Raw genomic sequence first — 19,485 nt, 5'->3', positions numbered from 1 at the left:
CAAAGGCGCCCGTTGTTATGTCGCGAACATGTCCTTCCATGTTTTGGGCGCCTTGTTGACCAGATCCGACTGGCGAAAAACGTGACCGTCCGGGGTCACGTATGCCCCGGTTTGGGGGTTGTACTGGGCTATCGCCACTGACGGGCCGGGCTGCGACGCGCCTCCGAACGCGCTCGGCGCCACAGCGGGTGCACCGCCGGCCGGAGCGGGCGCGTCCGCGGGCGGGGGCGCCGGGGAAGGCCCAGGCGCCGCCGGCGCGGGCTCGGCCGCAGGCGCGGGCGCGGGCGAGGGAAGGTCGATCGGCGCTATGGGATCCACCGCCCCCATCGGTGTCAGCGGGGCTCCAATGCCGGCCGGCAACGGTGGTCCCGCCGGGGGAGTTCCCCGCGGAACTGCTCCTGGGGGCATCGGGGTCCCCTCCACGGGCCCAAAGATTCTGTTGCGGTTCCAGTTGACCCGGTCGTCGGGCGCGATGCCCTGGCTGATGAGGTTCGGGTCCAGCGGGTAGGTGCCGAACACGTGCTGCCTCATGGCGAGCGGCTCGAACGGCTTGTCGCTCTCGCAAATTTCGACGGTCGGCGCCCGCTTTCCGGGCTGGCCCTGGCAAGGGTAGTTGCGGGCGCCGCGCACGGCGATGGGCGAATCCTGCGGCAGTTTGCAGTAGAGCCCGTCGGGTGTGTCAACAATCCGGGTGTCGGCGGGCGAACGCCATTCACTCGGCGGCAAAAACCCGACCGTGCATGCGGGCGGATCACTGATGATGACGTTGAAGGCGCCACTGGCCAATCCATGCGGGGTCTTCGTACCGAGGAACGACTGAATGGCTGCCGTGAACGGCGGCAGCAACACCAATATCTGCTCGAGCGAGGCGTGGTAGGTCACACCGATCTGGCCGATCGTAGTGAGGTTGGCCAGCAGCACCGGCAACGTCGGCTTGATCTGGGTGAGCAGGGCCGATGCCTCGTTGAACGCGCCGGGCGCCCTTTGGAGCAAAGTGCGGAACTCCGGGTCGTTCTTCGCCAGCTGCCCCGTGACCCCGGCAAGGCTGCGCGCATACAGCCGGATCGAATCGGCGGTCTGAGCCTGCGCATCCAGGAACGGCCCGGTGTCCTGGGTCAGAGCCTGCGCCTGGTCGGAGACTCCGTTGAGGTCGCCGGAGATTTGCGCCGAAGAGTCGAACAGCGAGCCGAAGTCGTAGCCGGCGCCGTTGAATGCCTGGAAAGACTCGTCGAGCAGGGTGCCGAGCTTGCCCTTGGGGATGCTATTGATCAGCGCGCTGGTCTGGTCGAGGACCGGACCTATCGGCTGCGGGATTGTCGTGTCCTGCGCGGCGATGACGGAGCCGTCGTGCAGGTACGGCGGCGAGTCCGTTCGCGGCCGCAGATCCACGTAGTATTCGCCCACTGCGGAAATGCTGCGCACCTCGGCTTGCAAGTCCGCCGGGATCTTCGGCGAAGAGTCAAGGGTGAGCGTGGCTTGCGCGCCGTGCGCGGTCAACTCCACCCCGGTCACCTTGCCGATCTGCACGCCTCGATAGGTCACATTGCTGAAGCGGTAGATCCCACCGCCGGTGGGCAGTTGCACGGTTACCGTTATCTTGCCGATGCCCAGCAGGGTCGGCGCCTGGATGTAGAACAGCACCATCACGACCACGCCGATGATCCCCACGATCGCGAAGATCGCCAATTGGATGCGAACGAAGCGGGTCAGCATCAGTGCCCTCCGTCCGTCGGCTGATCCGTGACCGGAGTCGCCCCCGGGACCGGGGCTCCCACGGTGGGCGGCGGCGGGTCCGACGCTCCCGGACCGAGCATTGTCAGGCCCGCAACCAACGGCGGGACGGGCGGCGGCGGGGTATCTCCCGACTGTGGGTTGAGCGGCGCCGGTGCCCCGGAAGAGTACGGTCCCGGTGCCGGTCCCTGTGGCGGCGCGTTTGGCGGCGGCACCCCAGGTTGCCAGGGTGACCCATTTACCCCGCGCAGCGGTTCTCCGACTGGCCCGGGCGCCTCCAATCCCCCGGGCGCCCCGGGCGGAGCACCGTATTTGAATTGCAGGTACTCCGGATCCCCGGGCGCCGGCACGGCTTCCGCACCCAGCCGCGCCCAGTGGGTGCCGAGCAGGATGCTCTTGCGCAGCCCGGCGTTCGTCAGGTCGATGATGAAATACCCGTTGACGTAGTCGCCGCGGATGAACCGGTCGATGGCGCCCTGCGTGAAGGGGAACGTCGGCGCATACGCGATGGCCGCGTCGAGCTCGGGCCCGATGTCGGCCAGCGCTTGCAGAGTCGGCCCCAGGTTCTGCAGGTTCTTGACCAGGTCATCGCCCGCGTCGTTGACCAGCCTGGTAGCGGTGTCGCTGAGCGTCCCGAGCTTGCTGAGCGCGGATGTGAGGCGCGGCCGCTCCTTGATGAGCACGTCCAACGCCGGTGGAATCTTGTTCAGCGCCTGGGCGATCACGTCGCGTTGTCCGGCAAACGTCGAGGCGAGGCGGTTCAGGGCTTGTATCGACGCGATCAGGTTGTCGCGCTGGTTGTCGAAGGTGCCCACGAATCGGTCGAGCCGGACGAGCAGGTCGCGGACCTCGCCCGCGTGGCCGGACAGCGCGGCGTTGAAGTTGTGGATGACGTCGCCGATCTGTCCCAGCCCCCCGGCGTTGAGGACCACCGACAGCGACGACAGAGTCTGCTCCGTCGACGGATAAGTCGACGTGCGGTTCAGCGGCAGCGAAACGCACTTGTCTATCGGATGGCCACATGGTTGCAGTCGCCCGCTCGCCGGCTGGTCCAGGGGCGGATTCAGCTCCAGGTGCATGGATCCGAGAAGGCTGGTCTGGCCTACACTGGCCACCGAATTAGCGGGGATCACTGTGCCGGGCTTGACCGAGATTTCAACGACGGCGTGCCATCCCTGCACAGTTATCTTGCTGATGCTGCCAACAATGACGTCGTCGATCATCACCGGCGAATTCGCTTCCAGCGTGCCCACGTTGGCGACCTCAACGCGGTAAATGTTGGAGCCGGCACCGACCAGGGGACGTCCCACCGCCCCCGGCAGCGGCAGCGAATTCAGGCCGTTGAACGCGCACCCGGTGGTGATCAGCAGAACGCAGCAGGCGAGGCCGAACACCCTTCGGGTGGCTCGTGCGGCGCTCATGGTTGCTGCCCTTCCGCCGGCAGCAGCATCTGGGGCACATTGGCCGGGCCCGGGCCCGGAGCGGGCCCCGGCTCGGGCGGCACGCTCGGCGGCGGTGGCTCCGGCATTGCCGCACCGGGTATCCGCCCCGGTGGCGGTGGCGGCGGCGGCTCGTCCGGGGTGTCACCCGGGAGCCCCCGGTACGCGGACACGGCGGGCGGCAACTCGGGCGGGCCCGGCTTCGGGCCCTCCCCGCCGGGCGCCAGCCGCGCCTCGGTGTAGACGACGTTCTTGGGATCGAACGCCGGGGCCAGGATCGGGTTGACCGGAATCGGGAGGTAATTGAAGTTGAAATACAGCAACGGGTTGAACACCCTCAACGCCGGGCTCAGGTACAACCCGCACAGCTTGCCGGTCTCCACCGAGGTCGCGTTCTCCAGGGCTCCGATCTGCGAGCAGAAGGCCCACGTCGGATTGGTGAGGTTCTGAATTCCAACCCCGCCTCGGATGTTGCCGACGTCCGGGTCGTAGTCGTTATAGCCGTTTGCCAAGGCGTTCGGCGTGACGTGCAGAACGTTCTTCAACGAAGCCTTGTTGTCGACGAGAATCTGCGTCAGGTCAGCCAGCCGCGCAATCTGCTCCGAGGTCGCATCTCGGCTGCCCGCGATGAACCGCTGCACCTCGCCCACCGCGCTCGACAGGTCCGTCAACGCCGCGTCTATGTCGGACTTGTTGTCGTCGAGCACGCTGGTGAGCGTGGCCAGCCGATTGTCGAACTGCACGATCTGGACGTTGCTGTCCCGCAGGGCCGCGACGAAGGTCTGCAGGTTCTTGATGATGTCGACGAGGTTGCCGCTGCCGCTGGCCAGGATTCGCCCGACCCCCGACAACTGCGCCAGCGTCTGCCGCAACTTCTCACCGTTACCGTTGCCCAGCGCGTCGGCGGCGCTGTCGATGAACCGCCCCACCGACGTGGTCGACACCTGGCTATTGGGACCCAACTCCGTTGCCAGCCGCATCAATTGGTCCTTCACCTGGTCCCACTCGACCGGTACGGCCGTCCGATCGACCGGTATCACCGTGCCGTCACCCATGGTGGGGCCACTGGACCGATAGGCCGGCGTGAGCTGGACGTAGCGTGCCGCCACGAGGTTCTGGGCCACGATCACCGCTTTGGCGTTCACCGGGATGGGCACGTTGCGGTCGATGTGCATGACCAGCTTCGCCTGCGTGCCCGCCGGCTGGATGGACGCGATGGTGCCGACCTTCATCCCGGACACCCGCACGTCGTCGCCCGGATAAATCGCGGTGGCGGTCGGGAAGTAGGCGGTGATCGTCGTCGGACGGAAGAAGGTGTTACGGATGGCGATCCACCCGCCGACAACGACGAGCCCGGCCAGCAGGATCGCCAGTGCGGTTTTGAGCTTGTTGCGCAGCAACCCCTCGAGCCGGCTCATCGCGACCCCCCAGGATCCTGGTTGAACGGGAATGGGAGCAGCGCCCGCGGCCCCGCGGTGTCCGGCGGTTGACCCGGAGCGCCGTAGGCACGGAAGCCAAACGAGTAGTCGAACAACCACTGGAAGAATTGCAACGTGAACAAGTTAGGGATGAACGGGTTGTAATAGAACCCGCTGGACGCGGTCTCGGCTTGCGTCAGCTCGTATTTCGCGAGCCCGGGAAGCGCTCTGGAGAGGCTGTCGCGGTTCTTCTCCAGCATGTCCGTCACGGAGTTCAGCTTCTTTAGTGCCGGCGCCAGCTTCGCCTCGTTGTCGTGCACCAAACCGGTAAGTTGCCTTGCCACCGCGGACGTGCTGGCCAGCAACCGCACGATCGCCTGCCTCCGCGCCACCAGCATGGAAAGCAGATCGTCGGCGTTGAGGATCAACGTGTTGAGTTGCTGACTGCGTTGCGACAGGATGCCGGTCACATCGGCGGCGCCCTTCAGCAGCTCCCCCAGCGTCTGGTTGCGTCCGTTTAGCGCCTGCGACAATCGAGTCACCCCGTCGAAAGCCGGTCCCAGTTGCGGCGCAATCTGATTCAGGGTCGTCGACAGCGTGTCAAGCGACTGGTTGAGCGCCCGGGTGTCGGTTCCCTGGATGTCACTGCTGAGGTCCTCGACGGCTTCGGACAGCGAGTAGGGCGACGACGTGCGCGATACCGGGATGACCGACAACGGATGCAGGGTGTCGCCGCCCGCGGATTCAAGGGTCAGAACCCGCTGACCCAACAGCGAACCTGTCCTGATGTGGGCGGTAGTGGCACCCCCGAGTTGGACCGTGCCCTTGACGGTGAACGTGACCAGGACGTCTCCGTGCTGCAGGGACATGCTCGACACGCTGCCGACTTTCGTTCCCGATACCGTGACGTCATTGCCGGTCGCCAGGCCACCGGCATCGGAAAACAGTGCTTTGTAGCGGACACTGGTCGCCCGCTGTATCAGCTGCTCGGGGTTCAGTCCGACGGCGATGACCAGCATCACCAGCACGGCGCCGATGAATCCGGCGCGAATGAGGCCTGCTCCGCGATACCTATTCATCGGGATCCGTCGGTTCCGCGCAGCGCCCGGTGACCTGATGAGTCACTCCCACTTCCACCGTCCGGTACTGCAGGTCGGAGACACGCAGCCCAAGCCCGCACAGGTAATAGGGGAACCACGCCCCGTACGAACCCAACCTCTGCAGTTTGCGGTAGTTGTTGGGCAACTTCTTCAGCGAGATGTCGATCTGGTTCTTGTTGCTGTCCAGCAGCGGGGCCAGCCGGCTCAACTGGTCCACGGTGCCGGCCAGCGGGGCGCGGGCGCGGGCGAGAAGATCCGCGATCGAGGCGGTCCCGTTGTCCAGGGCAGTGATGGCGGTGCCGATCGTATTGCGGTCATCCGAGAGCCCGCTGATCAACCGCTGCAGGCGGTCGATGGTGTCGGAAAACTTAGGGCTCTCCTTGTTGACGGTCGCGACGACGGTGTTGAGGTTGTCGATCAGCTCCTGCACGGTCTGGCTGTTGTCAGCCAACGCATTGGAGAACGAGGACGTCTTCGATAGCAGCGACTGCAAGGTTCCGCCCTCGCCCTGGAACACCTGAATCAGCGATGCGCTGAGCGAGTTGACGTCCTGCGGATTGAGGCCCTGGGTAACGGGTTTGAGCCCACCGAGCAGGAGATCAAGGTCGAGCGCCGGCGCAGTGCGGTCGATCGGGATCTCCGACCCGGCCGGCAGAACCTTAGTGGATCCGGGACCGTCTACCAGCTCGAGGTAGCGGTCACCGACCAGATTGAGGTAGCGGACGACGGCGCGGGTGCCCGTGGTCAACGCGACGCTGCGGTCGACGTCGAACTTGACCATAACTTTCTTGTCGGCGCGCAGTTCGACGCCGTTGACGGTACCCACCCGGACACCGGCGACCCGCACAGTCTGTCCGGTCTTCAGCCTGGACACATCGGTGAAGACTGCCGTATAACCCGCCGTCGAACCGGTTCGATACTGGCCGAAAATGAAGAACAAACAGACCGTCAACACAATCATGACGGTGGCGAAGGCCCCGAACTTGATGATCATCCCGCGCGAGCCCGTCATCCGGGTTGTCCCACCTGTATCGAGTTGCGCGGCGGCCCGGCGATCGGCCCGTACAGCAGCTGCTTGAGGGCGTCAGAGTTCAACAGCAATTGCTGGTTGCCGTACTCCTGCGGGTTGGTGCCGACGTCGGCAATCACGAAGGGCGGCGCGGCGTCGTAGGGCACGAGGGGCAGATCATGACACTGCGGACCGCCGGTCGCAGCCACCTTGGGCAAGTTGGTCGGGTAGCGGTACCGCTCAGCGCCGAAACCGAGGTAGACGATGACCTTGACCATCGGCTCGGGCAGGGTTGGAGCGTGCAGGTTCACCAGCGACCCGGCGAGACCACACCACAGCGCCTGGTGGTACTGGTTGAGCAGGTCGGTGGTCGGCACCGCCAAGTGCAGGGAGTCGGTCAGCGCCTGCCGGTTGCCGCCCACCACGTCATTGCCTATGTCCGCCAAGCCAATTGAGCTGATCAGGAAGGCATCCAGGTTTCGCTGCTCGTCGACAATCGATTTGCTGATTCTGACCGCATTGTCGGCCGTCGCCAGCAGGTCCGGCGACGCGTCAGCGTAGGCGTTGCTGACCACCGGCAAGGCCTCGAGGTCGTGGCTCAGCGCGGGAAGTGCGGGATCCTGTTTGGCCAGAAACGCATCCAGATCGGAAAGCATCTGGCCGATCTTGTGGCCGCGACCATTTACCGCTGCCGCTATCGCCCCGAGCGTCTCGTTGAGCTTTGCGGGATCGATCGTGGACAACAGCGAGGTGAGTTGCTGGAACACCGTGTTGATTTCCACGGTCACGTGTTGGCCCTGAAGTACATCGTTGGCCTGCAGATGCTGGGAGGAGGGCGCGTCGGGCGCAATCAGCTCGACGAACTTCGCGCCGAAGACGCTCGTCGAAGCGATGTCGACGAGCACGTTGCGTGGAATGAGTGTGATCTGCGACGGTTGCAATTCCAGGTGCAGGACCGCTTTACCGTCCGGCAGCGTTTCGATCGTCCCGACCTTGCCGACTTCCACGCCGCGCATCTTCACTTTGGCGTCGGGGTTCATCACCAGGCCGGCACGCGGTGAAACCACGGTCACCGGCACGCTTTTGGTGAAATCGCCCTGGAACAGCCCGATCGCCACCGCGAAAATGAGGCCGATTACGACGATGGTCGCCAAACCGGTCAGCGGGCGAGCGTATGACCGCCCGCCGGAGTGACGGCCGGTGCGCGCGGGGCCCCGCCCGACACTGCGCGTCAATGTCCCGTCTCCATCATGGTGTCCATCCCGCCCCTAGCCCGACAAGTGGAAGTTGCCGTTGGAGCCGTAGATGGACAGCGAGATCAGCAGGGTCACCGATACGACCACGATCAGCGAGGTCCGTACCGCATTACCAGTAGCGACGCCGACGCCGGCCGGCCCACCCGAGGCAAAGTACCCATAGTAGGTATGGATCAACAGGATCGTGAGTGCCATCAGCACCGCTTGCAAGAACGACCACAGCAAGTCGATCGGGTTGAGGAACGTCGTGAAGTAGTGCTGATACAGGCCGCCTGATTGACCGAACAGGACCACCGTCGTGAACTGACTGGCGAGAAACGACAGGATGACGGCGATGGAATACAACGGGGTGATGGCCAGCATCCCCGCCACGATCCGAGTGCTGACGAGGTAGGAAACCGGCCGGATCGCCATGGCTTCCAGTGCGTCGACTTCCTCGTTGATGCGCATGGCACCCAGCTGCGCGGTCACGCCCGCACCGAATGTGGCGGCCAAACCGATCCCGGCGACGATCGGCGCCGCGATGCGAACGTTGATGAATGCTGCCAGGAATCCGGTCAGCGCCTCGATGCCGATATTGCCCAGTGAACTGTAGCCTTGCACCGCCAGCGTGCCACCCGCGGCGAGGGTAAGAAATCCAACGATCACCAGCGTCCCGCCGATCATCGCCAAAGTTCCCGCGCCCATACTGATTTCGGCAACCAGGCGAACGATTTCCCGCCGGTAGTGGGTAGCCGCGAACGGTGCGCCGGCAATCGCCCTGCCGTAGAACAGCGTGTGGTCGCCGATCCGGCCCAAGGTGGCGATCGGTTTGTCCAGCTGTCGCGACAGTCGCGGATACGCGGCTCGCAGCGTCACGGTCTGTCCTACCCCTCCTTCAAGGTCTTGGCCCCTCTGGGCTACTTCGACGACATTCGGATGCCGATGGCGGTGACGACCACATTGACGACGAACAGCGACATGAACGCGTAGACCACCGTCTCGTTCACCGCGTTGCCGACTGCCTTCGCACCGCCGCCCGTTATCGTCAACCCCCGGTAACAGGCGACCAACCCGGCGATCAGACCGAAAAGCGCCGCCTTGACGCACGAAATGATCACTTCGGGCACGCCGGTCAGCAAGGTGATGCCCGCCGCGAAGGCGCCCGGGTTAACGTCCTGCACGAACACAGAGAAGACGTATCCGCCCAGAATGCCGATGATGACGACGAGGCTGTTCAGTAGCAGTGCCACCAGGCCCGAGGCCAGCATGCGCGGGGTGACCAGGCGCTGAATAGGGTTGATACCCAACACTTCCATCGCGTCGATCTCTTCGCGGATCGTTCGCGAACCAAGGTCCGCACACATGGCCGTGGCGCCGGCGCCGGCCACAATCAAAACGGTTACCAGCGGGCCGACCTGCGTGACCGCACCGAACGCGGCACCCGCTCCCGACAAATCCGCGGCGCCGAGCTCTCGCAATAAAATATTGAGGGTAAAACTCACCAGAACGGTGAAGGGGATGGCCACCAACAATGTGGGCAGCATCGCGACCCGCGCCACAAACCAGGACTGCTCCAGGAACTCGCGTCCCTGAAAGGGGCGGCGGAACACAAACTTGATCGCGTCCGCCGACATCGCGAACAGACCCCCGACCGCCTCCATAGGTTTGGAACCACGCCCCAGGCTGATGCCCGGAGACCAGCGGTCCCCGCCCCTACTCGCCATCGGTCCGGCGTCCTTCGACCATGGCAAATTCGGCAGAACCACCCACGCTGTACGCCAGCTTGTTCCGGGCGCCCTCGGCCGGTCTCGGCCACCCCGCGGAGCGGGTGACTGCGCCGTCGACCATGCCTTCCCGTCTCACGCCAGGCCCTCCGTTCTGTCGCGTGAGCTGGCGCTCCCAACCATGTAGGCCGGCCATACCCCCACTACTGGAAGCGTTCGGCGATTATGACTCATCCGGCGTCCAGGCGGAACGGAAAACGCATAACCGTTATGGGACAGGCTGCAGGAAGCGCGCGCGGCATGCGCGGGCAAATCCCGGCAGATGAAACATCGGGTGTCGATGGCCGCACACAACTTCATGTCTAGGTCACCGCCCCGGCCGTCTTGAGTTCGATGATGCGGTCCCAGTCGATCCCCAGTTCCAACAGGATTTCGTCGGTCTGCTCAGCGAACCCTGGGGCCGGGCCTGTCTGCGGCGCGGCGAGGTCGAACTGCACCGGGTTGGCGACCAATTCGAGTTCGCCTGCGCGCACGATGTATTCGTTCGCCCGGATCTGCGCGTCGGCGGCCGCCTGCAACGTGTCCTGCACCGGCGCCCACGGTCCGGCGAGCGTCGCAAAGCGTTCGCTCCACTCGGCAAGAGTGCGGGTCGCGATCACCTTGGTCAAGATCTCGACGGCCTCCGCCGTGTTGGCAGTGAGGTTCTCGATGGTGTCGAAGCGAGGGTCGTCGGCGAGCTCCGGATGGTCGACGTGCCGGCACACGTCGGCCCAGAACTTGGTGGGTTGCATCATCACGAAGGAGATGTAGCGGTCGTCGGACGTCGTGTAGAGGCCCACCAAGGGGTTGTTGGGCGCACCGTGCACACCGGGGGGCGGCGCTTCCAGCCGCTGACCGAGGTGCTTCGTCAAGGCCACTGTGTGGCCCATCGACCACAGTCCGCTGCCCAGCAGCGAGACGTCGACGACAGACGGTTCACCGGTGCGTTCGCGCTTGAGCAGCGCCGCCGCGATGCCGCCGGCAAGGTTGGTTCCCGAGATGGTGTCGCCATAGGCCGGCCCGGGTGGTGCGATCATGCCCGGCATCCCCATCGGCGTGATGGTCGCCGCGGTGCCGGCCCGACACCAGAAGGCCGTCATGTCGTAGCCGCCCTTGGTGGACTCTTCGCCCCGGGGCCCCAGCGCGCTGCCGCGCGCGTAGATGATCGTCGGGTTCACCGCCCGGATATCGTCGACGTCGATGCCGAACTTCTGCCTGGTGCCGGGCAAAAAGCTGGTCAGGAACACATCCGACCGCCGGGCCAACTCGTAGAGCACCTCCTTGCCTTCCGGCACGGACATGTCCAGCCCGAGGCTGCGCTTGCCGCGGTTGGCGTGCTCGATGTTGGGGTTGGGGTCGCCCTCGACGCGCAGCATGCCGGTCTGCCGCAGTCCGCGCTGCGGATCGCCAGTCACCGCGTGCTCGACCTTGACGACGTCGGCTCCCCATTCGCGCAGGACGGCGCCCGCCGACGGGACAAACCCGTACATGGCGACTTCCAGGACCCGGATTCCTTCGAGTGGTCTCATGCCCGAACACCCTGCGCCGGGATCGCGAAAGTCTTGCCTTCGAGGAACTCTTCGAGCCCGGCGACTCCCATCTCCCGGCCGATGCCAGACTGCTTGAAGCCACCAAACGGGCTGTCCGCTCCGAAGTAGTTGCCGCCGTTGATGGAAAACGAGCCGGTCCTGATCCGGCGCGCCACCGCAAGCGCCCGATCCTGGTCTCGACTGAATACCGCCCCGGCCAAACCGTAAATGGAGTTGTTGGCGATGCGCACGGCGTCGTCGTCATCGTCGAAGGCGATGACGACAAGGACCGGACCGAAGACCTCATCCTGGGCGATCTCGCTGTCCGGATCGACATTGGTGAGCAGGGTTGGCGCATAGAAGAAGCCCGGATCCAGCTTTTCGCCGCCGGTGACCAGCGTGGCGCCGGCCGCGACGGCCCGCCGGACCATACCGTCGACCTTGTCCCGCTGCCGCTCGTTGATCAACGGTCCCATGAACGTCTTCGGGTCCGCGGGGTCGCCGTGGCGCACGTTGGCGAAGTGGCCCGCGACGAGCGCGACGATCTCGTCGTGGTGAGACTTGGGCACCAGGAGTCGGGAGGTGAGCGCACACCCCTGGCCGGCGTGGGTGACCATACTGAACGCGGCAAACATGCTCGCGCTGATGAACTCCGCGTCGTCGAGCATGATCACCGCCGACTTGCCTCCCAATTCCAGGAAGACCTTCTTGACGGTCTCGCTCGCCGCGGCCATGATGCGCCGGCCGGTCGCGGTCGATCCGGTGAAAGTGACCACGTCGACGTCGGGACTGGTGGTCAGCGCGGCCCCCACCGCGGGATCCGACGAGCTCAGCACGTTCACTACACCGTTTGGGATGTCGGTGTGCTCGGCGATCAACTCGCCCAGCGCCAGGGTGATCAGTGGGGTGTCCGGCGCGCCCTTGAGCACGACGGTGCATCCCGCCGCGAGCGCGGGGGCCAGCTTGGCCAGCGCGAGTTGGTTCGGATAGTTGTAGGCGATGATGGCCGCGACCACCCCCGCAGCCTCCTGCTCCACCCAGCGGTGATGCCGCATACCCCGCGACTCGATCTCGCCGAGGTCCTCGGAAAACGAATAGCTGCGCAGCAGGTCGGCGTAGAAGCGCACGATGCGGATCGGGTCATCCAGCTGAGGACCCTGGGTCAGCGCCCGGGTGGCCCCGACCTCGGCGATGGTCAGCTCGCGCAACTCGTCGGCGTGCCTGACCAACGCTCGATGCAGCTGATCCAGACAACGGATCCGCAGCTCGACGTCGGTCGACCAGCTCGTGGCGTCGAACGCGCGCCGAGCCGCGGTGATCGCCGCCTGGGCCTCCACGATGCCGGCGTCGGGCGCGTTGCCCAAGACCGCGCCGGTCGCGGGGTTGATCGAGGGGAATGTCTTGTCGGTGGTGACCAGACGGCCGTCGATCAACAGTCGTCGGTCAACCCGGTCGGCCGGCGACACATCAGCCGCGGCCACGGGCGTATCCGACACTGACATTCACGCTCCTGGTGTGGTGGGAGTCACGATAATTTGATTCTCATCTGTCGCGAATCTTACATTCGGCAGCCGAGAATTCAAGAAATTCTCAGGAACCGGAAGTGCCAGCCGACCAGCACTTATTGGCGCCACTGCTGCCCTTAAAGGCCCAGGCCGGGCGTGGTTTCATCGCCATCTTGCAAGCGGATCCGGCGTGAGAGTAGGGTTCTCACAAATGTAAGGGAGATTCTTTGTGATGGAGACGCGACCCCTTCCAACCGGGGGCCCGGCCGGGGCCGGCGCGTGAAGGCGGCGGTCGTCACCGGTGGCGGATCCGGCATCGGTCTGGCCATCGCTCATCGGCTGCGCGCCGACGGCCTTGATGTGGCAACCATCGATCTCAGACCGTCCGACACCGATCTGGCTTTCACGGCCGACGTCACCGATCGCTCACAGGTGGACGCCGCGCTGTCGGCGATCCGCGACCGACTGGGTCCCGTCACCGTGTTGGTCAACGCCGCCGGCCTCGATGGATTCAAGCGTTTCACCAACATCACCTTCGAGGATTGGCAGCGGGTGATCGACGTGAATCTCAACGGCGTCTTCCACACGATCCAGGCGGTGCTGCCGGACATGGTCGAGGCCGGCTGGGGACGCATCGTCAACATCTCCTCGTCGAGCACACATTCCGGCACCTCATACATGGCGCACTATGTCGCGGCCAAGTCCGCGGTCAACGGGCTGACCAAGTCGCTAGCACTCGAGTACGGGCCCAACGGCATCACGGTCAACGCGGTGCCGCCGGGTTTCATCGATACCCCGATGTTGCGCAACGCGCAGGCGCAAGGGTTCCTCGGCGACGTCGAGCAGAACATTGCCCGCACGCCCGTGCGCCGGATCGGCAAGCCCGAAGACATCGCCGCGGCATGCGCCTTTCTGGTGTCCGAAGAAGCCGGCTACATCACCGGTCAGATACTGGGCGTCAACGGCGGTCGCAACACCTGAGCATTCGAAGGAAGCACCATGAAAGTCTGGGTCGATCCGGAACGCTGCCAAGGCCATACCCTGTGCTCGATGATCGCGCCGGAATCCTTCCAGCTCAGTGACATCGATGGCAGTTCGTCGGCGATCAACGAGCTGGTCTCGGCCGACAAGCAGGATCAGGTGCGCGAAGCCGCACAGTCCTGCCCCGAGCAAGCCATCACCATTACGGACGAAACATGAGGGAGACAGGGCGTTGAGTGTCGAGGACGTCGTCGACGAAAGCGATCGTAAAAAGAAGAAGTATCGCTTCGAGCGGCACTCCGCGGAGTACCGCTCGCAGTTCAAGACGATCACCGAGGAGATGCACGCCCAGTGCCCGATGGCATGGAGTGACACCTACGGCGGGCACTGGGTCGCGGCCGGCAGCCACGAGGTCTTCGAGCTCGCCCGCTGTCCCGCCGTCTCCAACGATCACGACGTCAACAACGAACGCCGCGGCTACAAAGGCATTTCGATCCCGACGGCCAGTCGCATCAACGGCGTGCGGGGCGGCATTCTCGAGATGGACGACCCCGAGCACCGGACCTACCGCACCGTGCTCAACCCCTATCTGTCGCCGGCCGCGGTCAAGCGCTGGGAACCGTTCATCGATGACGTGACGCGCGCCTGCCTCGACGAGAAGATCGAGAGCGGTCACATCGACTTCGTCGATGATCTGGCGAACATCGTGCCGGCGGTTCTCACGCTGGCGATGCTGGGCATCCCGCTGAAGAACTGGCAGATGTACAGCGAGCCGACCCACGCGGCGGTGTACACGCCCGAGCACTCCCCCGATATCCAACGGGTCACCGAGATGCACCGGCAGATGGGGATCGACCTGATCAACAACATGATCGAGATTCGCAACAATCCACGACCCGGCTTGGTCAATGCCCTGGTGGAGATGCGGATCGACGGCGAGCCGGCCCCCGATCTGGAGATCCTGGGCAATCTCGGATTGGTCATCGGCGGGGGCTTCGACACCACGACGGCGCTGACAGCCCATTCGCTGGAATGGCTTTCGGAAAACCCCGACCAACGAGACCGCCTGCGACAGAACCGCGATACCCTGCTCGACCCCGCCACAGAAGAGTTCTTGCGCTACTTCACTCCCGCACCCGGCGACGGCAGGACGTTCTCCGACGACATCGAACTCGACGGCACGCAATTCAAAGAGGGTGAGCGACTGTGGATTTCGTGGGCCATGGCCAACCGCGACCCCGCGGTGTTCCACGACCCGGACCAACTTCTCCTCGACCGTAAAGGCAACCGGCACTTCAGCTTTGGCATCGGAGTGCATAGATGCATCGGATCGAACGTGGCTCGCACGGTGTTCAAGTCGATGCTCACCGCGGTGCTCGACCGGATGCCGGACTACCAGTGCGACCCCGACGGCGCCGTGCATTACGAGACCATCGGCGTTATCCAGGGCATGCGCAAACTTCCGGCCGGCTTCACACCGGGCCGCAAGGTCGGCGCCGGGCTCGACGAAACCCTGGACAAGCTCCAGCGGATCTGCGACGAGCAGGGCTTGGCCAGACCCATCACCGAACGCAAGGAAGCCGCCGTCATCGAATGACGGCCGAGCAGACGCAAAAGCACCCATTTCGTGCCGAAATGAGGTGCTTTTGCGTCTGCTCGGCAGTACTGGCGCGGCGCCCAGCTAGCGCGGCAGGCCCAGCACCCGTTGGGCGATGATGTTGCGCTGGATTTCCGACGTACCGCCGGCGATGGTGCCAGAGAAGCTGCGGGCGTAGCGGTCGAACCAGCTGGCGAAATAGTGGTCCAGGTTCATGTGCTCGTACGGGCCGGTGGTCGCGGGGTGGACGAGCCCGTCGGCCCCGGCCGAGTGCAGCGCGTGTTCGAAGCCGCGCAGCTCCGCCTCCGAGCCGAGCAGCTTGAGCACCGACACCGCGGCCACGTCGTCTTCGCCCCGGGCGGCGCGGGCCAGGGCCACCGAACCCAGCAGGCGCAGGGCTTGTTTGTCCATGATCGTGCTGGCGTATTGGTCGCGCTGCAGCTGGGTCGTGGGATGGAAATCTGTGATCAGGTTGTCCAGTCGATCCGCGAATCCCAGCCACATCATCGTGCGCTCGTGGCCGAGCGACCCGTTGGCCACCCGCCATCCTTGGTTGAGCGGGCCGACCAGATTCTCCGCCGGCACCTCCACGTCGGTGAAGAACACCTCGTTGAAATCCAGATCATCGGCCGAGCAGATCGACGGGAAGGGCCGCCGCACCACGCCGGGGGTGTCGGTCGGGATCAGTAACACGCTGATGCCTTTGTGTTTTGGCGCGTCGGGATCGGTGCGCACAAAAGTCAGCAACACATCGGCGTCGTGGGCGCCCGAGGTCCACACCTTCTGCCCGTTGACCACGAAATGGTCACCGTCGAGCACCGCCCGGGTACGCAGGGAAGCCAGGTCGGAGCCGGCGCTCGGCTCGCTCATCCCCAGTGAAGCGGTGATCTCGGCCCGCAGGATCGGTACCGCCCAGCGGCGCTTCTGCTCGTCACTGCCGAACGAAAGAAGCGACGCCCCAACAATATTCACGCCCTGCGGGTTGAAGCTGTGGTAGATGCGCCGTCGGCACAACTCCTCGAGGTGGACGAACTGCTGAACGACGGTCGCGTTGCGCCCGCCGAATTCCGGGGGTTGGCCGGGCAGCAGCCAGCCGTTGTCGAACAACAGCCGCTGCCAGCGGCGCGCCCACTGCGGCATGTGCGAGACCGATCGCGGACGTTCGAGGGTTTCGCTTGCGGCGGGCAGGTTTTCGTCGAGGAAGGCCGCGAACTCCGCCCGAAACTCCTCGACGTCGGAATCAAAAGTCAGCTGCACGGTACTCCTCGGCGATCTGCGCCCGATGCTCCGCGGCGCCGCCGAGCATGAGCTCACCCGCTTTGGCCCGTTTGAGCGCGAACTGCAGGTCGTTCTCCCACGTGAATCCCATCGCGCCGTGCAGTTGTAGGCCGTGCCGGAAGACCAGTGACTGGCACTCGCCCGCCGATGCCTTGGCCATGGCGGCCGCCAGCCGCCGGCGGGGATCGTCGGCGGCGATGGTCAACGCGGCGAAGTACGCCAACGCCCGGGCTCGTTGTATCGCGACGTGCATGTCGGCGGCCTTGTGTTGAACGGCCTGGAACGAACCGATCGGCACGCCGAATTGCTGGCGGCTGCGTACATGTTCGAGTACTAGATCGAGGATGCGCTGACAGGCGCCGACCATCGTCGTGGCCATGCCCGTGAGGGCGACGTGATGTGCACGCTCGGAGTCGACGGCTAGCCGCGCGCTGTCCGACACTTGGACGTCACCGAAGGACACATCAGCGACGTGCAGCACCGGGTCGAACACGGCTTCGCGCCGTACCGTCACCTGATCGGAGTTGACGATGAACACCCCGGCGCCCGTCACCACCGCCAACCGGTCCACCCGGTCGCCGTCGAGCACATGGCGCGCCGTGCCGTGCAAGACCCATCCCTCCGCGTCGCGGCGCGCCGCCACCCCGCTGTAGACGGCCGTGCCCGATTCCTGCGGGTCGAACCGCTCGCCGACCAATGGAGCGAACTGGCTCATTGTCGCCAGGAAGGGGGTGGGATCGGTGGCGTGGCCCAGCTCCTCGAACACGATTGCCAGTTCGACCGCGCTGGTCGGATCGCTCAGCTCCGTCCAGCCTTGGTCTAAGTAGAGCTTCCACACGGGCTCCCAGAGGGCGCGCGAGTTTCCACCGTCCTCGGCAACGCTGCGCACCAGCGACGGCGGGCACTGCTTGGTGACGACATCGCGGACCGTGTCTTGCCACAGTCGCTGATCTGCATCGAACTCCAACAGCATCGCGGGGCCCGCCTCCTACCTGGTCGCCAATCCTGCGAGAATAGCATTCTCGGATGCGGAAGTAGTAGTCTCGCAAACTGGCTATGAGATGCTAAAGCACCCGTGAGGGGACCGTAATGCCGGACGCCGCAACGACGCTGTTGGAGATCGAGGCGATCAAGCAGCTCAAGGCCCGTTACTGCCGCTACCTGGACACGAAGCGCTGGGACGACTGGCGAAATCTCTTCACCGACGACTTCGTGAGCGACACATCACAGTCGGGTGGAAAGCTGATTTCGGGCGCCGACGAGTTCGTCTCCTTTGTGCGCGGCACGTTGGGCAAACCCTCACAACCCACGGCGCACCAGGTGCACGCACCCGAGATCGAGCTGACGTCGGCGACGACCGCGGCAGGGGTATGGGCACTCGAAGACGTGGTACGACTGGGTCCGGGCGTCAACCTCCAGGGGCGCGGCCACTACCATGAGACCTACGTCAAGGCCGAAGACCGGTGGCTGATCAAAACGTCCACGCTCACCCGGCTGCGCGAGGATGTGTTCAATCCGCTTTTCTCCGTACGCATCTCGCCGCGGCTGCGCGATGCCGGCGCCGCCGTCGCGCGCAGGTTCGGCCGATGAACAGCCAAACCGTCGTCGTTACAGGCGGTTTCGGTCAGGTCGGCAAGCGCTGCGCCGAAATCCTGCTGCGCCGGGGACACACCGTGATCGCGATGGATATCCGCAGCGACGCTTCCGCGGCGGTTGCCGCGGCCCTGGCCGCAACGACGCACCCGGGCACGCTGATCCCGGAATACATCGATCTCACCGACGCAGACACCGTCGCCGCTGTGCTGGAGCGCCACCGTCCCGCCGCGATCGTGCACCTGGCGGCGATCGTCTCCCCACCCTCCTATCGCAATCCCAAGCTCGCCCGCAAAGTCAACGTGGATGGCACCCGAAACCTCGTCATGGCGGCGCAAGCCCTGAGCGACCCACCGCTGATCGTGTTCGCCTCCAGCGCGGCGGTGTACGGCTCACGCAACCCGTACCGGCAACCGGAACGCATCACGGGTGAAACCCCGGTTAATCCGATCGATCAATACGGCGAAGACAAGGTCCTGGCCGAGGCCGTGATCGTGAAAAGTGGTCTGCCGCACGCGCTTCTGCGGCTGGGTGGAATCGTGTCGCCCGACGGCCAGGCCAACCTCGACTCCGATTACTTGCTCCTGGTCCGCGCCACCCCGGTCGACAACCGCATGCACATGGTGGATGCCCGCGACGTCGCGCTGGCCTTCGCCAATGCCGTCGAACGTCGCGACGCCATCGACGGCAAGGCACTCGTTATCGCCGGCAATGACACCTACGTCCATCTGATGAGTGACGTCCAGGACGACATCATGGCCGCCGTCGGAATCGGGCGCCTGGGCCGGTCGGCCGGCCTGCCCGGTGACCCCGACGACGACCGTGGGTGGGGTTTCACCGGCTGGTTCGACACGACGGAATCCCAAGCGCTGCTTGACTATCAGAAACATGACTGGATCGAAACCGTAGCATGGCTGGCTGGCTCGATTGGCCGCCGCCGCCATCTGCTCAAAGCGCTGAGCCCGGTGCTCCGCCCGGTCATGCGTGCACTCCTGGCCCTGCAACGCCGAGTCGAACACCGCGGCCGCTACGCCGACCCGTGGACGCTGATGGTCAGCAAGTTCGGTCCAGACGTGCTGGCGCACACGTCATAACCGCCAAGAAACCGGTGATCGACGCCAGCGGGTTGCTGGGTTCGCACGTCCCCCGCCAACTCGTGGCGGATGAAGAAGACGGTCGAACGTCGTCGGCAGCTGGTGGGTGAACGGCTCATCGCCGGCGGAGCAGCCCATCGTCGACGTCCCGGTCCTCTCCGGTCAGCGGCTAGCAGTCATCGGAACCCGTTTGGCCACAATGTAATTCGT

The 19,485-nt window shown here is 65.0% G+C and carries 17 protein-coding genes; 5 read left to right on the top strand and 12 right to left on the bottom strand.

Going from position 1 to position 19,485, the window contains the following annotated elements; translation table 11 throughout:
• Window positions 1-15 precede the first annotated feature (15 nt).
• The 10 genes from JO236_RS06120 to JO236_RS06075 all read right to left on the bottom strand — a co-directional run bounded on the left by JO236_RS06120 (window position 16) and on the right by JO236_RS06075 (window position 12,729).
• On the bottom strand, window positions 16-1,713 hold the full coding sequence (locus JO236_RS06120) for an MCE family protein (protein ID WP_293326154.1): 1,698 nt from the start codon (window positions 1,711-1,713) through the stop codon (window positions 16-18).
• Entirely contained in the window at window positions 1,713-3,152 is a 1,440-nt protein-coding gene (locus tag JO236_RS06115; protein ID WP_293326151.1) for an MCE family protein, read from the bottom strand. Before JO236_RS06115 ends, JO236_RS06120 begins: the two co-directional genes overlap by 1 nt.
• Entirely contained in the window at window positions 3,149-4,588 is a 1,440-nt protein-coding gene (locus JO236_RS06110) for an MCE family protein (protein WP_293326148.1), read from the bottom strand. Before JO236_RS06110 ends, JO236_RS06115 begins: the two co-directional genes overlap by 4 nt.
• Window positions 4,585-5,667 (bottom strand): MCE family protein, encoded by a 1,083-nt coding sequence (locus tag JO236_RS06105; RefSeq protein ID WP_293326145.1) that lies wholly within the window; start codon window positions 5,665-5,667, stop codon window positions 4,585-4,587. Before JO236_RS06105 ends, JO236_RS06110 begins: the two co-directional genes overlap by 4 nt.
• On the bottom strand, window positions 5,660-6,700 hold the full coding sequence (locus JO236_RS06100; RefSeq protein WP_293326143.1) for an MCE family protein: 1,041 nt from the start codon (window positions 6,698-6,700) through the stop codon (window positions 5,660-5,662). Before JO236_RS06100 ends, JO236_RS06105 begins: the two co-directional genes overlap by 8 nt.
• A complete protein-coding gene (locus JO236_RS06095) occupies window positions 6,697-7,932 on the bottom strand; it encodes an MCE family protein (protein ID WP_293326140.1) in 1,236 nt (411 codons plus the stop codon). Before JO236_RS06095 ends, JO236_RS06100 begins: the two co-directional genes overlap by 4 nt.
• Before the next feature lie 33 nt (window positions 7,933-7,965).
• A complete protein-coding gene (locus tag JO236_RS06090; protein ID WP_293326137.1) occupies window positions 7,966-8,811 on the bottom strand; it encodes an ABC transporter permease in 846 nt (281 codons plus the stop codon).
• Between the two features lie 41 nt (window positions 8,812-8,852).
• Window positions 8,853-9,659, bottom strand: coding sequence for an MlaE family ABC transporter permease (locus JO236_RS06085; RefSeq protein WP_293326134.1), 807 nt, complete (start codon window positions 9,657-9,659; stop codon window positions 8,853-8,855).
• Window positions 9,660-10,021: 362 nt separating this feature from the next.
• Complete coding sequence (locus JO236_RS06080; protein ID WP_293326130.1) at window positions 10,022-11,227, bottom strand: CaiB/BaiF CoA transferase family protein; 1,206 nt, start codon at window positions 11,225-11,227, stop codon at window positions 10,022-10,024.
• Window positions 11,224-12,729: an aldehyde dehydrogenase family protein gene (locus JO236_RS06075; RefSeq protein WP_293326127.1), complete on the bottom strand. Its 1,506-nt coding sequence runs from the start codon at window positions 12,727-12,729 to the stop codon at window positions 11,224-11,226. Before JO236_RS06075 ends, JO236_RS06080 begins: the two co-directional genes overlap by 4 nt.
• Before the next feature lie 282 nt (window positions 12,730-13,011).
• Here JO236_RS06075 and JO236_RS06070 point away from each other — a divergent pair, with 282 nt between their 5' ends.
• From JO236_RS06070 to JO236_RS06060, 3 genes are read left to right on the top strand one after another with little or no spacing between them, the layout of a single operon-like run.
• Window positions 13,012-13,713 carry an SDR family NAD(P)-dependent oxidoreductase gene (locus JO236_RS06070; protein ID WP_293326124.1) on the top strand — a complete coding sequence of 234 codons (702 nt, stop codon included), beginning with the start codon at window positions 13,012-13,014 and terminating at the stop codon, window positions 13,711-13,713.
• A gap of 18 nt (window positions 13,714-13,731) precedes the next feature.
• Window positions 13,732-13,932 carry a ferredoxin gene (locus JO236_RS06065; protein ID WP_293326121.1) on the top strand — a complete coding sequence of 67 codons (201 nt, stop codon included), beginning with the start codon at window positions 13,732-13,734 and terminating at the stop codon, window positions 13,930-13,932.
• Between the two features lie 13 nt (window positions 13,933-13,945).
• Entirely contained in the window at window positions 13,946-15,310 is a 1,365-nt protein-coding gene (locus JO236_RS06060; RefSeq protein WP_293326119.1) for a cytochrome P450, read from the top strand.
• An 84-nt stretch (window positions 15,311-15,394) separates the two neighbouring features.
• Here JO236_RS06060 and JO236_RS06055 read toward each other — a convergent pair whose 3' ends face one another.
• Window positions 15,395-16,567 carry an acyl-CoA dehydrogenase family protein gene (locus JO236_RS06055; protein WP_293326116.1) on the bottom strand — a complete coding sequence of 391 codons (1,173 nt, stop codon included), beginning with the start codon at window positions 16,565-16,567 and terminating at the stop codon, window positions 15,395-15,397.
• Window positions 16,551-17,561, bottom strand: a complete 1,011-nt coding sequence (locus JO236_RS06050; RefSeq protein ID WP_293326114.1) for an acyl-CoA dehydrogenase family protein — start codon at window positions 17,559-17,561, stop codon at window positions 16,551-16,553. Before JO236_RS06050 ends, JO236_RS06055 begins: the two co-directional genes overlap by 17 nt.
• A gap of 116 nt (window positions 17,562-17,677) precedes the next feature.
• Here JO236_RS06050 and JO236_RS06045 point away from each other — a divergent pair, with 116 nt between their 5' ends.
• Both JO236_RS06045 and JO236_RS06040 read left to right on the top strand, forming a co-directional pair.
• Window positions 17,678-18,178: a nuclear transport factor 2 family protein gene (locus JO236_RS06045; RefSeq protein ID WP_293326112.1), complete on the top strand. Its 501-nt coding sequence runs from the start codon at window positions 17,678-17,680 to the stop codon at window positions 18,176-18,178.
• Window positions 18,175-19,275: an NAD-dependent epimerase/dehydratase family protein gene (locus JO236_RS06040; protein ID WP_293326109.1), complete on the top strand. Its 1,101-nt coding sequence runs from the start codon at window positions 18,175-18,177 to the stop codon at window positions 19,273-19,275. Before JO236_RS06045 ends, JO236_RS06040 begins: the two co-directional genes overlap by 4 nt.
• Window positions 19,276-19,485 lie beyond the last annotated feature (210 nt).

It is taken from the genome of Mycobacterium sp. (genome assembly GCF_019247635.1).
GTDB lineage: Bacteria > Actinomycetota > Actinomycetes > Mycobacteriales > Mycobacteriaceae > Mycobacterium.
The sequence above is the reverse complement of the archived record's forward strand: the minus strand, read 5'-3'. Positions and strand labels throughout refer to the sequence as shown.